11 protein-coding genes are annotated in these 15,240 nt (G+C 33.1%); 2 read left to right on the top strand and 9 right to left on the bottom strand.

What is annotated here, in order from left to right:
• Window positions 1–92: 92 nt before the first annotated feature.
• Complete coding sequence (locus A8B35_RS12845; RefSeq protein WP_068473163.1) at window positions 93–3,368, bottom strand: UvrD-helicase domain-containing protein; 3,276 nt, start codon at window positions 3,366–3,368, stop codon at window positions 93–95.
• 197 nt (window positions 3,369–3,565) lie between these two features.
• Between A8B35_RS12845 and A8B35_RS12850 the strand changes: the two genes are divergently transcribed.
• Together A8B35_RS12850 and A8B35_RS12855 are read left to right on the top strand one after the other, a co-directional pair.
• Window positions 3,566–3,919 carry a hypothetical protein gene (locus A8B35_RS12850; protein ID WP_068473166.1) on the top strand — a complete coding sequence of 118 codons (354 nt, stop codon included), beginning with the start codon at window positions 3,566–3,568 and terminating at the stop codon, window positions 3,917–3,919.
• Window positions 3,920–4,085: 166 nt separating this feature from the next.
• Complete coding sequence (locus tag A8B35_RS12855) at window positions 4,086–5,123, top strand: NAD(P)/FAD-dependent oxidoreductase (RefSeq protein ID WP_068473169.1); 1,038 nt, start codon at window positions 4,086–4,088, stop codon at window positions 5,121–5,123.
• A gap of 77 nt (window positions 5,124–5,200) precedes the next feature.
• Here A8B35_RS12855 and A8B35_RS23360 read toward each other — a convergent pair whose 3' ends face one another.
• From A8B35_RS23360 to A8B35_RS12890, 8 genes are all read right to left on the bottom strand, one after another.
• Window positions 5,201–5,377, bottom strand: a complete 177-nt coding sequence (locus A8B35_RS23360; RefSeq protein WP_171973207.1) for a hypothetical protein — start codon at window positions 5,375–5,377, stop codon at window positions 5,201–5,203.
• Between the two features lie 773 nt (window positions 5,378–6,150).
• Window positions 6,151–7,689, bottom strand: coding sequence for a glycoside hydrolase family protein (locus A8B35_RS12865; protein WP_068473176.1), 1,539 nt, complete (start codon window positions 7,687–7,689; stop codon window positions 6,151–6,153).
• A gap of 289 nt (window positions 7,690–7,978) precedes the next feature.
• Complete coding sequence (locus tag A8B35_RS12870) at window positions 7,979–9,865, bottom strand: carboxypeptidase-like regulatory domain-containing protein (RefSeq protein WP_068473180.1); 1,887 nt, start codon at window positions 9,863–9,865, stop codon at window positions 7,979–7,981.
• A 55-nt stretch (window positions 9,866–9,920) separates the two neighbouring features.
• Window positions 9,921–10,646, bottom strand: coding sequence for a CPBP family glutamic-type intramembrane protease (locus tag A8B35_RS12875; RefSeq protein ID WP_068473183.1), 726 nt, complete (start codon window positions 10,644–10,646; stop codon window positions 9,921–9,923).
• Window positions 10,647–11,405: 759 nt separating this feature from the next.
• Window positions 11,406–11,531 carry a hypothetical protein gene (locus A8B35_RS23765; protein WP_262506917.1) on the bottom strand — a complete coding sequence of 42 codons (126 nt, stop codon included), beginning with the start codon at window positions 11,529–11,531 and terminating at the stop codon, window positions 11,406–11,408.
• Window positions 11,532–11,825: 294 nt separating this feature from the next.
• Window positions 11,826–12,497 carry an ATP-binding cassette domain-containing protein gene (locus tag A8B35_RS12880; protein WP_068473186.1) on the bottom strand — a complete coding sequence of 224 codons (672 nt, stop codon included), beginning with the start codon at window positions 12,495–12,497 and terminating at the stop codon, window positions 11,826–11,828.
• On the bottom strand, window positions 12,491–13,432 hold the full coding sequence (locus A8B35_RS12885) for a hypothetical protein (RefSeq protein ID WP_075603156.1): 942 nt from the start codon (window positions 13,430–13,432) through the stop codon (window positions 12,491–12,493). Before A8B35_RS12885 ends, A8B35_RS12880 begins: the two co-directional genes overlap by 7 nt.
• A gap of 31 nt (window positions 13,433–13,463) precedes the next feature.
• The gene (locus A8B35_RS12890) at window positions 13,464–14,942 is read right to left on the bottom strand and encodes a MutS-related protein (protein WP_068473192.1); all 1,479 of its coding nucleotides are present in this window, start codon (window positions 14,940–14,942) and stop codon (window positions 13,464–13,466) included.
• Window positions 14,943–15,240 lie beyond the last annotated feature (298 nt).

The following is a 15,240-nucleotide window of genomic DNA, read 5'->3' on the forward strand; positions in this document are numbered from 1 at the left end:
TATATTAATCGGGCGCAAAATTAATGTTTTTATATTGTAAATGAAATATTTATAGCTGTTTATTTTTTAATAATTTCATTGTCGTTATTCAGTTAAAATAAAGAACCTTGTGTCGCTTCATTCTTTACCTCCGTAATTTTATCCAGACTAATGTACCAAATGTAGCCTATTACATTTTTATAGCCCATTTTGTTGAGCTGTTGTATGTAAAACAGTACTTGTTTTGTGTGGGATGCATCTTCTAGTTCACCAAACTTATAATCAATTACGTATGTTTTGTCTTTTACAATAACTACTCTATCCGGACGAGCGGTACTATTTTTAGCTAAGATATCTACTTCGTTTTTTATTTCGTTAGCGCCATTAAACCATTCAGATACTTCCGCTTTATTTAAGAGGTTTTCAATTTCTACAGTTAAATTCTGCTTTTCAGTATGGTTTATTTTTCCTTCAAATACTAACTTATCCAAGGCAAAACTAATGTCTTCTTTGGTTTGGATATATTCAAAAGCGGAGTGCATTATTTTTCCGTAATCTACTTTACTAGTTGTTCCATCGGTGTTAAAATATTGATCGCCATTTCTTTTGATGCTTATTTCACCATCCTCTAATAAACGGTTGTTAAAGGGCTCTAGTTTCTGGGTAGTAATTTCACTTTCTGTATGGTTCGATGAAGCTTGCATTTTTAGTTCGCCATAATTAAAAGCGATGCTTTCTGTATCAAAATATTCATTAAGAGCCACTTTTTCATCATCCTCAGTATGCAAAGCGCTTGAGTTATTAATGGTGAAGTAGAGTAAATCAGCAATTGAATTAAGTCCCTTCTTAAATGCTGTGTCTGTAGGCTTATTGCTGAAGGTAATTAGAGATTTACAGGCTCTGGTAAATGCCACATAAAGCATATTAATACTATCAACATATTGATAAAGAAGCTCAGTAAAGTACTCTTGTTTAAAAATTGAATCTTGCAATTTTGAGGTGTAGTTAAGCGGAAGCAGTTTGATGTTATTGAATGGTTCCGTTTTTGGAGCACACCAAATTGTACCTGACTTTATTTCGGCATCTAAGGGCCAATTACAAAAGGGAAGAAGCACAACCTCAAATTCAAGCCCTTTAGACTTGTGAATCGTCATTACTTTTATGGCATCTTGCTCCTCGGGAATGGCAACAGATTCGGAAATACCTTTGTCATCCCACCATTCAATAAAGGCACTAATATTCGGATATGCATCTGCAATAAATTGATTGGTACAATTGATAAAAGCCTGTAAAAAGGTTCCTTGCTCAGTTTTAACCGCAGTTGGTAATTGGTTTACTAAATATTCAACTAATTCTAATAGGGGTTTTTGTTTTTGTGTTAAAAGTGTGTCAATCCAGCTATCTTGATCGTCACTATCATTCAAAAATTGCCCAATCTCCTGTTGCAATTCATTACTATCATTAAATAGTAAGTTTTTCAGAAGTATAATTTCTGAACGTATAATTTTATTATCGGTGTTTTGTAAATATTTTACTTGCGCTACAATAAAACGAATGGCACTGGATGATGATAAGAACAAAGATTCGTTGGAGATTACAGGGATGGGTTCTCCGTTTGGTGCGTATTCTCCAGAGAGTAAACTTTTGGTAACAATCTCACCTTCTCCTTTTTTACGTACCAGAATACAAATGTCTTTGTAATCAAAACCATTTTCTTTGGCATTAAAAATGGCCTCCGTTAATCGCGGAAGCATCTGCTCAGTGTAATTCTCCTCTTCCTTTTTGGCAATAAAATTTACTTGTACATTTCCGCCACTATCGAGGTTGCTAGCACCAATGTGCTGATGAACGCTTGAGTAGGCATTTATAATTTTTTGCTTTAAATCATCGGCATAAGGTTCCTCGGTATTTAGCTTGCTTTCGAATACCGTATTAAAGGCATTTTGAAGAAATATAACGCCGTGTGAAAAAATAGTGTTGTTAAACTTAATTACATTTTCGGCACTTCTGTAATTGTAATCTAGGGTATTTAAGTTGTAATCAAAGTCGTGCATTATTTCGCTGTTCAGAAGATTCCAATCGGAATTACGCCAACGATATATCGACTGCTTTACATCGCCTACAATAAGGCTTTTGTTAGCCGTAGAAAGCGAGTGTTCAATGAGTGGTTTAAAGTTATTCCATTGTAATTTAGAGGTATCCTGAAACTCATCAATCATGTAATTATTGATGTGTGTGCCAATCTTCTCATAAATAAAAGGCGTGTCGTTTTGATCAATTATTTTATTTAAAAAGTTAGAAGCATCAGCAATTAAAAATAAACTCTCGTCTCGGCATATTTGCTTTATCTCTTCAGATATTTGATTAATAATGCCCAGTGCAAAATAGTTCTGTTTTATTAAAAGAGCGGTGATGTATTTCTCATGATCTTGCTCAATAATATGTAGCGCCTGCTTAAGGTTTTTATTGAGAAGCGGATATATTTCTTCTATTTGGCTAGCCGTTTGTGCTGAGTTGTCCTTGCGTCCCCATTTAGTAGGCTCGTCAATTAAGGTGAGCACTCTTTTGTTTTTATCAGGCGTGATATCAGTTAAATTCCTCAGCTTATCAAAGTACTTACTTGTGCCGGCTCCTTTATAATAGAAATCTTCAAACTCTAGCCCGATTTTCTTTATCGCATCACAGCTCTCATTTCCAATGGTTTTAATTTTATCCTCAAAATCCTTAATAATGGCGTTGATGCTTTTTAGGTAATTGGCCAAAGTATCCGAGTCATCGTATAAATTATGAATAGATTGATTGTTGAATTGTACAATCTCGTTAAACAGTTCGGCACCCAATTTATTAAGGTCGGTTTTTAAACTCCAGTGCTTACCAAGGTTTAGTTTTTGCTCGGCAAACAGAATCAGCCATTCTTTGAGTTTTTTATTCTCGGGCAAATCCACCTTCATTAATAGGTGATCAATGGCTTTTTGTAATATTTTGTTGGTATTCAGTTCAATTTTAAAGCTGCTATCTAAGCCTGCTTCACGAGCAAAGGATCTTATTATTCGTTGAAAAAAACTATCAATGGTACTTACCGAAAAGTTAGAAAAATCGTGTAGCAGGTGACTTAAGTAAATACGTGCTCTTTTTCTAACATCTGTTTCAGAAAGCTTAAATGTACTACACAAATCATCCACATAATCGTTTGATTTTTTACTGGCAATTTGAAATAACTTTTCAAGGATACGATGCTTCATTTCGGCCGTAGCCTTGTTTGTAAAGGTAACTGCTAATGTTTGTCTGTAATTGCTTGGCTCGGCATATAATAGAAAAAGGTACTCTTTGGTTAGTGTGTAAGTTTTTCCCGATCCAGCGGAAGCTTTGTATATTTTTAATTCAGACATGCAGTTAATTTTTTGCTAAAATGAGGATTAATTGGCAATCTTAAAAATATTGAAAGGTTTATCCCGATATCAATATCATGTGATCAGCAATTATTGGATAAAATACTGCTATTGGAAGATAAAAATGAGCAATTGCATTATTGATAAAGCTTGTTTATTTGTATACAGATTATTAATACATACTAATAGGAGGAGATATGAGAAGAATTTTAGCAAGTTTAGTATTAGCAACATTATTTATGGTGTCTTTTGCACAATCGCCTGCAGAAAAAAAGTCGGAGTACTTTATTAAAGCTGCAGTTGAGGAATTTGATTTAGATAAAAAGCAAAAGAAGACCTTAACCAAAGAACGGTCGGAATACGTATCAGAATTGCAAGCCATTTATAAGGCGAAGAAAAATGGCGATTTGAACCAAGAAGAGTTTAAGCCGAAGTTAAATAAGATAAATGCTGATTTTAAGCAGACGATGTGTGAGATTACGGGTAAAACCAATGCTGAATTAAAACCGTTTTTTACGCGCATGCAAAAAGAGATGAAAGACATAAAGTAAGGATTATTAAACAACTTCAATAATAGTTTTAGAGATCGGGATGGCCGTAACCGCATATTTGTAGTTACGGCTTTTCTGTTTTTAATGCCATTACTACTGCAGTATTTGCTCAACTGAAGAACCAATTTGCACTAGGCTTGTTTTAACAACTCAAATAGAATGAAGCATGAGCATATTAATTGTAGGGCATGGTTTAGCGGGTGCCACACTAGCGTATCAGTTGTATAAAAAAGGGGTTGACTTTACCATTGTTAGTGGCAATAAGCCAACGGCAAGCAGGGTAGCGGCAGGAATGATTAATCCGATTGTATTTCGCCGGCTGAACAAAAGTTGGGCAGTGGAGGAGTGTTTGCCTCTTATGCATACCTTTTATAAGGAGTTGGAGCGCGATTTGCAAAGTGAATTCTATTACAATGTAGCCATATCGAAGTTGCTTAGTCAGGAGGAATTTGATTTTTGGACGAATAAGATTAGTGAGGATAATTCGCTTACATCTTATTTGGCTGATCCGAGTGATGCAATAAGTGAGAGGGGCTTAAAACCTTTTTATGGTTCGGGTATAGTAAATAAAGGCGGTTACGTTGATTTAAATGTAATGTTGGATACCTTGCAACAAAAATGGAAAGCTTTAGATTGTTTTATAGAGGCTACTATTAATTACGATGATTTTGTAGCAAGTGCCAATAGTTGCATCTGGAAAGGGAAAGAATATACCAAGGTGGTGTTTTGCGAGGGCGTGGGAGTTACGGATAATCCGTTTTTCGATTTAGAGATGATGAAGCCTGTAAAAGGGGAGTTGTTGACTATTTATTCTGAAGGATTGCCTCAAGATAAAATACTAAACAAAAACATGTTTGTGCTCCCGGTAGGTAATCATTATTTTAAAGTTGGCGCCACTTATAATTGGCAAGATTTAAGTGAACGAAACACAAATGAAGCCTTGGAAGAACTCAAGCTGAAGCTGGAGAAGATTATTGATGTTCCTTACAAAGTGGTAAATCAGCATGCAGGAGTGCGCCCAACAGTAAAAGACCGCAGACCTATTTTAGGATATAATAAACACTTTAGGTCAGTAGCAATTTTCAATGGATTAGGAGCTAAAGGGGTTATGCTCGCTCCTTATTTTTCTGCCCTTATGGTGGATAGTATCTTGAATTTAGCTAATGTGCCAAATGAAGTTGATGTGAAGCGATTTGAGAAATAACTTACGATTATATCTAAAACTTTTCATCAATATTATTACTTGCTAAATACTCCTACTACAATTTTGGACTAGAATAATTATTGAGCGCCATAGTGAGAGCGTTTTAATCGATGCTTATAGATTCGTCTATTAATAATAGCAATTATTACCCCAGATATTGGAGTTACTATTAAACCATAAATTATAAAATTATCGTTTGGGGTGATAAATATTCCATATACCATGAGGGATAATCCTATTGCTGCAAGTATCATGGTAATTATTTTTATTGTTTTAATCATTTCTTTTAGGGTTAGTTATTATTAAAGTATAGCAACCTATTAGATTGCTTCAACTACAGTTTTTAAACTATTAATTGAAGTTATCTTCAGAGTATAATTAATTACTATCAATTAAAAGGGAATAATTTTTAAGGTTTTGGGTATTGGTTTGACTCTCATATTTTTTTAGCTTCTTGATGTTTTAAGCATTGTGTTCATGTGCGTAATAGTAGTTTGCGCTAGTCGTAACACTGCAAAAAAAACAGGTATCGTTAAAGATTTTTAGTTAATATTTTAATTATCAGTATATAAAAATATAACTTTTATGTGTAATAGCAAGTTGGTGGAGTGAAAATTAGTAGTTAAAAGTAAATTATTAGGGTTATTTACAGTTGCTTCCAGTTAATTGTAGATCACAGTACTTGAACTAGAAAACGTATTTAGAATGCAGCTTGAGTAGTTTTCAGAAGAGAAAAAATAGAAAGATTATTGATGGATATTGTCTTGGGATTACTTTTTGATTAACGAAGTAATAATATAAGTTCTATATAAATAGATTATTTTTTATTGATTACAATTGCTAGCTATGCCAGAATTTATTCTTTACAAAGAAAAACTAAATGTAATATACATTACGCAATGTTATTTCATGATAGTATACTATACAGAAAAGGCACAAAGAACCTATACTAAATAGGGTTCTTTGTGCCTTTGCGGTAAGGATTAAGTTGGTTAATAAAATTCAATTTTAGACATTTAACACCCCATTAAAATGAAGCATTGTAAGTGTTAATTGTATTAGGATTGTTATTAGATAACGCTGCCGTATTGTACTTAATATTTTGTATGTGTGACGATGGAAAATTATTAAATTTCTGATTATTTAGTCTGATAATATAATTGCCATCTTTTGAAGTTCCGTTGGTGGCATCAATACTTAATGCTACGGATGGGCCATGGTATTCGAATCCATTAAACATACCTAAGGAGGTAGTTGGATTTTTAATTTTTGTCCACTGGTTAGAGGGGATGTATTTTAATTGAGATTGTTTAATTTTAGCTCCGTTATTGTTTTTGTAAGTGGCTGTAATATCAGTAATGTTTGAGTTAGAAAACTGACCTGCTATTAAGTTACCTAACTGTTTCTTAACATATGTATTTCTGTTTGCATTAATGGCTGCCGCCGATAATCTAATGGCCCACTGTGTTCCATTGTTGCGTTTGTATGCACTGCCCGTAGTTGCCTTCACTCCAGAAGGTAAGTTAAACTGACTTTCAATAAAGTTTTTAAATAAATTTCCATTGCTTTGGTTATTTGTGCTATAGGTATTATCCTCGTCAAATAACTCTATAAAACCATGCTCAATTCTCACAGCAAAAGCACATCCCGTAGCCTCTATTTTTTGCATTGTAACTTTTCCATTAGTGGTAAAATGCGGCGAAAACATAAGTGGTGCAATTCCTGAAGTACATTTAATATTGTAGGCAAATATATTACTGATACCGCCTTTCTTTTCACCGTTTTTAATTTCATTTTTCATGGTCCTATCATCTGTTTCACATCTTAATGTAACTCCACCTCGACAGCTCAGGCCTTTAAATAAAATATTATCGCCACCATAACATTGTATCAGTCCATAACCGGTGTGCGAATTGGTTTGGTTAATATTTTGGATTACTCCGTTTGACGCCCATGGTTTTATTTCGTCGGTACCGCCAATGTATGCCAAAACAATAGATGCCACTGAAGATCTTCTATCTATAATCGTAAAGTTGTTGAGTTTAAAGTTGTCTACTCTACCTAATTTAACTATTGTAATGTTCTTATTTGTAAAGTTAGCATTTGATATATCAACGGTAAATCGACCACCATTGCCAACGATGCTTACGTTCTCAATACGTCCATTATTTGTACTATTACCTCCTAGGTTAAAAATACGGCTTGTAGAGTTCGTTTCAGGCTTAATAATTACATCCTTATCTATTTGCAGGTGTATGTTTGATTTTAGTTGTATGTTGTTCCATTTATAGGTGCCTTTGGTGATGGTAATAATTGCGCCACCACTCCGGCTTTTTGTGTTAATGAGGTTATTAAGTTCAGCACTTGTACTGCCGCTAAATGTTACCTTGTTTATATTGGCTGACGGACCTTTATAAAAATGACCATTGTTGTAAATAGTAGGTACTGATGTGGCTTTTAATTCGTAAATACTTTCTTCTTGATCGGGGTGTTCTAATTCGTTAGAACAAGATAAGGCTAAAATAGCCACTAAAGTTAAGTAAAGACTCTTGTAGATGATTTTCATTTTCAATTGTTTTAAATTTTTAATAAGTGTTTAATAGTATGAAAATAAGATGATAGGTGTTTGAGAATTTATCTCTGCGTTTATTTTGTATAATACTGCGTACAAAGAGGTTGGTGTTGTTGCTTAACAAGCAGGAATTGATGTTTATTATTTAGCAGCAAAGTTAAAAAGGGATGTCTTTACTTTGATATTTTTCTTCAGTGTTGGTGGATAGCATCCTGAATTCAGTTGATATACCAAATGAAGTTGATGTGAAGCGATTTGAAAAATGAGGTGCTGTGCCTTTCAATTATAATACGATGGCTATGCGCATATAAACTTGCCAATTATTATTAATAACACCACTTTTGATACTTGCGTTGTTGTTTATTGTGTACTCGATATTGGCATTGTTTAATGGTTCATTAGCTGTTGTTTTAAAAAATACATTTGCTTCTTTAAGGTATAGTGTTTCTTCTGTTTTGTTGGGTGAAAAATATCCTCCACCAACAGTGAAGTAAAGTATGTTTGTTACTTGAAATAGTACACTAATATTGGCTTGGTATCCATTTTGTTTTAAACCCGTGTAAGCTTTTACATCATTTGAATTAAAGGATTTGCCTCCGAACTTAAAATCCTCCACTATTTTACTTTTACCTATATATTGACCATAGTTGAGCCAGCTATATCCTAGCTGAGTATCAATAAAAATATTTTTGCCTATTGTTTTAACAGGTAGCCTATAATTGTAGCACAGGCTATAGTTGTTTACAAGTTTATTTTTATCACTGCCAAAGTTGGAAACATCATCGTAGGTAATTCCATGGTATTTTGTTAGTTTCAGAAGAATAGATGTAGCGAATAGTATGCTGCCAGCAGAGTTGTTAATTTGATTTTCAAATTGCAAATTATTGTAGCTTAACTGATGTAAGCCTTTTTGTTTTTGGTAAGCTGAGTAACTAATTCCTGCTGAAAATTCAAAACGTTGCAATACGCTTACTACTATACTAGTAAATGTTGGTTTTGGAGCAGGAGCATTAAAAACAGAACTTGTTTGTAGAGTATCTAGTTTTATCACATCAGCCAGTGTCGCGTAATTTTTCCAGTCGCTATTTGCATAGTTTGTTGCTTCAACGCTCGGAATGTATGAAATGGGTACTTGTTGATCGTATTTGATTTTTTGAGCAATGTTTACTTGTACTGAACTCACCACTGCATCGGCAAATGTGGTGTAAATTGAATCATTATTTCTCTTTACAGATTCTTCATGGTGTATTGATTGAAAATAAGCAACGGAATCTTTTATGGTATAATTAATGGTAGATTCGATGCCCAGACACTTGTAACCAGGTCTTTGAGTATAACGTTTCTTTTCTCGATAATTGGTAGAATGTGTCTCTATTTTTATGTAAGCCAATGTTTGTGCATCAATATAAAAGCGACCGTAGTTCTTTTTGATTCTATTGGGTTTAGGCGTAAATCCTATAATGTATACATCTCTACCATTGTATTTATCAATGCCAATTAGCTCGTAGTTGTAACTATTGTGCGGCTTTAAAAAGTCAGTGCGTGCTTTTACATCATCTGACGAATGCGTTAAATGGATGCCCCCATAATAAACCAGTTTAAACTCTTTAGCTCTTTTAGTATTGTTGTACTTGCGCGATTGGTGCACCTCAATGGTGCCATCCTGATTATTTTTGTATGATGATTTATAGGCAGTGCCCAATATCTCGGTTAATCGCAAATAATTGGCATTGCTATCCTTTAATCCTTCGCGATAGAAAATTTCATAGGAGCTAGGTTCTGATGGGTAATTATCGGGTATCTTTTTATAAGCCTTGCGTAAAAAACTACGCAATGTACTATCGGGCATTACCACAACCTCGCCAATGTTGGTAAAGGATGCTTGCAAGGCAATGTTTGGCTGCTTTAAGAGCTGTTCTTGCTCAATTTCTATGGTTTCGTAACCAATGCAGCTAAAACATAGGGTATAAGTTTTTTTGCTAGGGATATTAATTTTATAATCGCCATTACTATCCGATACCGTTCCGTTATAGGTTCCTTTTAGGCTTACATTAACAAAGGGAATGGCCTCTTTGGTTTCCTTATTTGAGATACGCCCTTCAATGGTTTGGGCAGATAAACAAAAGGGTAGGAGTAGAAAGAGAAGTGTGGCTAGTTTATTGAATTGCATTTTTAAGATAAATGGTTGTGTTAAGTAATTAATGTGAGTGAATTGGTTTGTAAAGTTAAAGACTACTTATTGCTTCTAATAAATATTCACCTAGGTTCCATACGTAATCAATTCCAAGATTGGACAGTATATGTATTACTATTGATGCCCATAAACCAATTTTCATTCTAGCGAAACTGAATATTAAAGCGCCTAAAAACTGAACTGAAGAGAATGTGGTGGCCATAATGAAAACGAAAACTGAATTTATTTCGAACTCTATGGCGTGAACTAATGAGAATAGAATCGCACTTGTGAAGAAAATATATTTAAAATTTTTAGTCCAAAAAGATTTTAGCAGATCATTAAATTTATGATTTTTATAAGCAAAATAGAATAACGTTGAAACAATCAAAGTAATAACTATAGCGGAGACTTTTGCAAGGACATGTTCCATTCCTAAAAAGTGTCGTAAAAATGTTAGTGAAAAAATTAGTATTAAGCACAGCAATAGCGGAGGCGTATAGGTGCTATACTTTAAAGGTGCTCTGAATATTATTTCCTCTGCAACTCCTAATATAATAATTTGAAATAGGAGAAAATTTGATTCATTGGAGTTTTGTGAATGACCGAATATATCTTGGCTTAATCCTGTTTTTTCAAAGCTAATTCCGATTAGATATGTGATTGCAATGTCTACTAATAGCAAAAATAGAATCCACTTAATAACAAGCAATGGTTTTGTGTATTTTGCTATATAATGATGAGGTGATACTATATAATTGGTCAATTCTTTGATCATGAGTTTATATTTCTTATGGATATTTGAGTATTCCTTTAGCTATTATAAAAGGTTAGAGGAGAAAGAGAAGTGTAGTTAGCTTGTTGTAAATCATCCCTTTTGTTTTGACCTTAATTTTAAAGAACGTTAAATTATAGTATAGCTTGCACCTTGTTAAAAGTCATTAGAGGTATATTGTTATGTCAAATTAGCTTCATGTTTTCATACAATTCAATCCTAAATATTTACATTCATAGTTCTGTCTGTTTAATGCCAAGTAAAGGCATTAGATAGAGAGCGAAAAGATAGCTTTAAAATGACAGTAAGGGAACTTTATAAGTTCGAAAATATGTGTTTTTAGGCAATTCCAGACATTAAACCTATTTTTTAAATATGGGTGCTGTTGACGGCCTTTTAGACCTGTCTATGCCTTCAAGTAAATTCCCTTTCTTACTATAGAAAAATGTAAGAGATTGCAAGGCTTGAGTGAGAAAAACTAGTACAGTATTATTATATCTTTTAAGTTTACTTGCTTGAAGTAGAGTATTCTAAAAGTAATTAGGCAATATGTGATATAATATTAGACATTAATTAGAAATCCAACCCTCGTTAGTTTTTCAATTATATAATCTAAGGCTCTTTACCACATACAATATGTAATATTTGCCTACAGCTAACTTCTTTGCGTTTATTTCTTCAAGTTTAGTTCATTTTTCTATAATACTTATCATAAAAAACGACTAACTCGATAGAGGAAGTCGCTTTTGTTAAGTTGTCATTTTATGCAAAGTAATCCCATACAGCATCTACTATCTTATGAACCCAAGCTGGGGCAGACCCTCCATCAATAAGTGTTAATTCATTAGATTTGATTTCTGTTACGTTTAAATCATTTAAATTTTGCATTTTCTTAAGATTAAATATTAATAATAGTGCTTTACTATTTTGGCCAAATTTTAAAGCTTTGCGATAATAATATATTATCTGTCCATAAGAATGGACAATGTTGGAAATAATCTTATGGTTAACTAATAGATAATAAAAGGGGTATCTAGTTTTGTTTCATTGTTTGTAATGTGTCCTTGAATGCTCTGGGCAGATAAACAAAAGGGTAGTATTAAGAGTAGGAGAGTTGTTAGTTTGTCGTAATTCATTGCTCTTGGTTGATATTTAGTTGGGTAAAATTATTGATTTAAGTTCTTATAAATAGTTTTTAATATGATCTGTAATTTCAGTAAACGACGCGTTGATATCATCCTCAATTAAATGGAAATTATTTTTCTGATATGAATTTGAAATGACACTATTATTGAGGTAGAATATTTTGTCGCATGTATTGGTAAGTTGCGATGTAATGTGAGATGATATAATTATGGTGTCGTATTGTTTCTTTAATAGAAACATTAGTTCTGAACAAATGTGTTGCGCTTCAATATCTAATCCATTAAAGGGTTCGTCTAAGAGTAATATATCAGCACTGGATAGATAGAAGCTAAGTAAAGCGAGCTTTTGTTTCATACCAGTAGAATAATTGGCCGCATATTTTTTTAGTGGCAACTTTAAAAAGGAATTTAAGTGCTCTAATTTGGTGTAATCTACCTTTTGTTTTTTTGCGCCACATATAAACTCAATATACTCAATGCCCCTAATGCGCGGGTAGAAATATAAGTTAGAGGGCAAATAAGAAATGGATGAAGATCTATTTATTATTCCTTCATATTTTTCGGTGCCAAAAATGCAGTTAAACAAAGTGGATTTGCCAGCTCCATTTTTTCCTATTATGCCGTTAATACCCTTGCTAAAGCTGTGCGAAAAGTTATCGAATACAGCGCAGTTGTTGTACTTTTTCGATAGTTTATTAATCTCTACCATTGGTATCTACTTTTAAGTGCGTTGTATGTGTAAAAGCTTAGTGCAGTTAATACAATGAGCTGAAATATTAAAGTATAAGGCAGTTTGAAACTCATGAAAATGCAGCTTACACTAACTAAATGTGTAATAATTGTAAGTAGTTTATTGGAGGCAAAAAGTGTTGATGTAATGCTATTTATATTGATGGAGAGTAATCCTGATAAGGAAATAATTATATAAAAACTGAGTGTATTACTAAGGATAAAAGGCACAATGCATGCAATACCAATTATAGTAAATGTTATACTTAAATCTTTCAGCCTTTTTAATAATATGTTTTTGGGTGAACCAAACATTTTGATGTGCCAACTATTATCCGCTTCGCTAGGTAGTAGGCATACAAATAAAAGCAATACTTGGTATATGTAAACCTGAATATGATGCTCGCTATCGAAAAATACTGAGAAATGTAATAGTGCCATTAAACTTGCCATTACTACAGAATTCTTTCTAATATTTGATTTAATAATAAGGTTAAGTTGGCTTATTCTTTTTAAGGGAAAATTTAAGACGGAAGTTTTATCAATATGTGGTGCTGTTAAAAATAGCACACTTAACAATGCTATATAGACTGCTAAATGCATTAGTTTTCCCTCAATTAATAAACGTACAATTATGGGGGTGCTTAATAAAATACAATCTATGCCAATGATGATACTCGCGTATTTAGATTGTAAAGCTAAAAAGGGCTTGTCTTTTCGAGAGCTTAAAACAAGGGCTACTAATAAGAAGTTTAACAGAGCAGCAATAATTACATTTTCTGTGGCGAATAATACACTTACACCCACGCAAGCAATCAATAAGGTAATAAGCGTATACCTTATTCCTAAATCAATTATAAAACGAATTAGTAAATTGAAGTATAGTTTGTAGGTGTGTTTTATAAAAGTGAGCATTTTATTAGAGTAGTTATGTTGTTGTGGCTGTTTATTGCATACTCAATTCTGTATAAAGTTTATTGGCATCGCTAACAATTTCTTTATCAAGTTTATGTATCTCAGCAAGTTTAATGGCATTTTTAGGCATTAAATTTCCCTTTTGTATTTTGTAATCGAAAAAGTAATTGTTGCTATCGTACTTCATCTCAAAATAGTAATTCTCAAAATCATTCAGCAAATTAACCAATTTAATATCGTGGGTTGAGGCAAATGTGTTTGCAGCAGTTTTGCTTAAGTGTTTTAATACACTGCATCCCATGGCAACCTGTTCGTTACGGTTGGTGCCTTTAAAAATTTCATCTATAATAACTAAGCCAGGTTTCTTTTTACAACTAGCAATAATGTGTTTAATTCTATTTAGTTCGCTTGAGTAATAGCTTTCTCCCTCAGCTAAACTATCCGAAATGCTAATGTATGAATAAACAGGTACTTTAGGTACAATAGCGTGCGTGGCAAAGCAAAGGTTTAGCTTCTGTGCTAGGTAGATATTAATAGCCAATTGTTTCAAGAAAATGGTTTTGCCACTCATGTTAGCCCCCGTAATCAATACTCTACCATTCTCGGAATAAATAGAGTTGGTAACGCAGTTTTCTATTAAAGGAAGATAGGCATCTTTTAAATCAATTTTACTTTTATCAGTAAATTGTGGTTTACATGTATTGTAACATTCCTCAATAGAGGAAAGGGATAGAAGCATATCGATGTAGCCTATGTAATTGTATTGATCTAACAATAATTTGTTGTTGTCTTGTATTTTGCTGATGCAATACCAATACGAATAGAACTCGATATTTGTAATTAGTTTAAGCGTTTCAATTATGGTTCCTGTAATGGGTTCTTTGCCTGCAGAATTATTAAAATCTTGAAAGAATAGTGCTGTTGAAATACTTAAATTCGGTGCGCTATCAGATTTAATACCTTTTAGATCTGATTTTATTTGATGGATATGTTTGGCTATTTTAATAAACTTTCGAAGTGCCGAGAGGCCAAACATATGATATAATAGTTCCCTTTTACTCCAAATATATATGATAGTATTGCAGCAAAGTGCAGCGGGGATGCTTAAAATTAATAGGTTATTCTGGAGTATGCCTACAAATCCAATAGCGTATAATAATATTGGTACTATGGCCAATATTTTAATCCATTTGGGGAGTTCGAGTTTGGCGTGTAATAAATCAATTACATGTGAATCTCTATAGGTATTGGCTTTCTGTAATAAGTTATCGAGCTTTGGCGTTCTCAGATTTTCAATCTTACGCTGATCTTCCTCAATCATACCTGTATCAATAAAGTAATTGGTAGTAAGCAGGTAATTGTATAAGAACTGAGCGCCGTAAGCCGATTGTGTTTTATTTATTTTGGCGAATACTTCTTCAATATTTAAATCGTTATTTATATCAGTTTCAAAGTTGCTGAGAGGTTTTGAATAATTGAAGAGTTTAGAGTTTGTATGATCGTTTAGCATATTATGTGAGTAAAAGATGGTTATTGTGTACGATTTTCAATTTTCGGAGATTATTATTGGAGTTAATGTCTTAGTCTCGATTTCTAATGAAATTAATGGTAATATGTATAAGTTATTTCTGGTTTCGAATGATTAATATTGCCTCAAGTGAATGGTGTTTAGAGGTTATTGTAAGGTGTATCTAATGATTAAATGGTTTGTATTTACCTTTTATTAATTGGCTTCTTAATTTGAGCATAACGGTATTGTAATTATAATTGCTAGTCATTATGTTGTGGATGGATAATTTCTCCTCGTT

Source organism: Saccharicrinis aurantiacus (genome assembly GCF_001660705.2).
Classification (GTDB): domain Bacteria; phylum Bacteroidota; class Bacteroidia; order Bacteroidales; family Marinilabiliaceae; genus Saccharicrinis; species Saccharicrinis aurantiacus.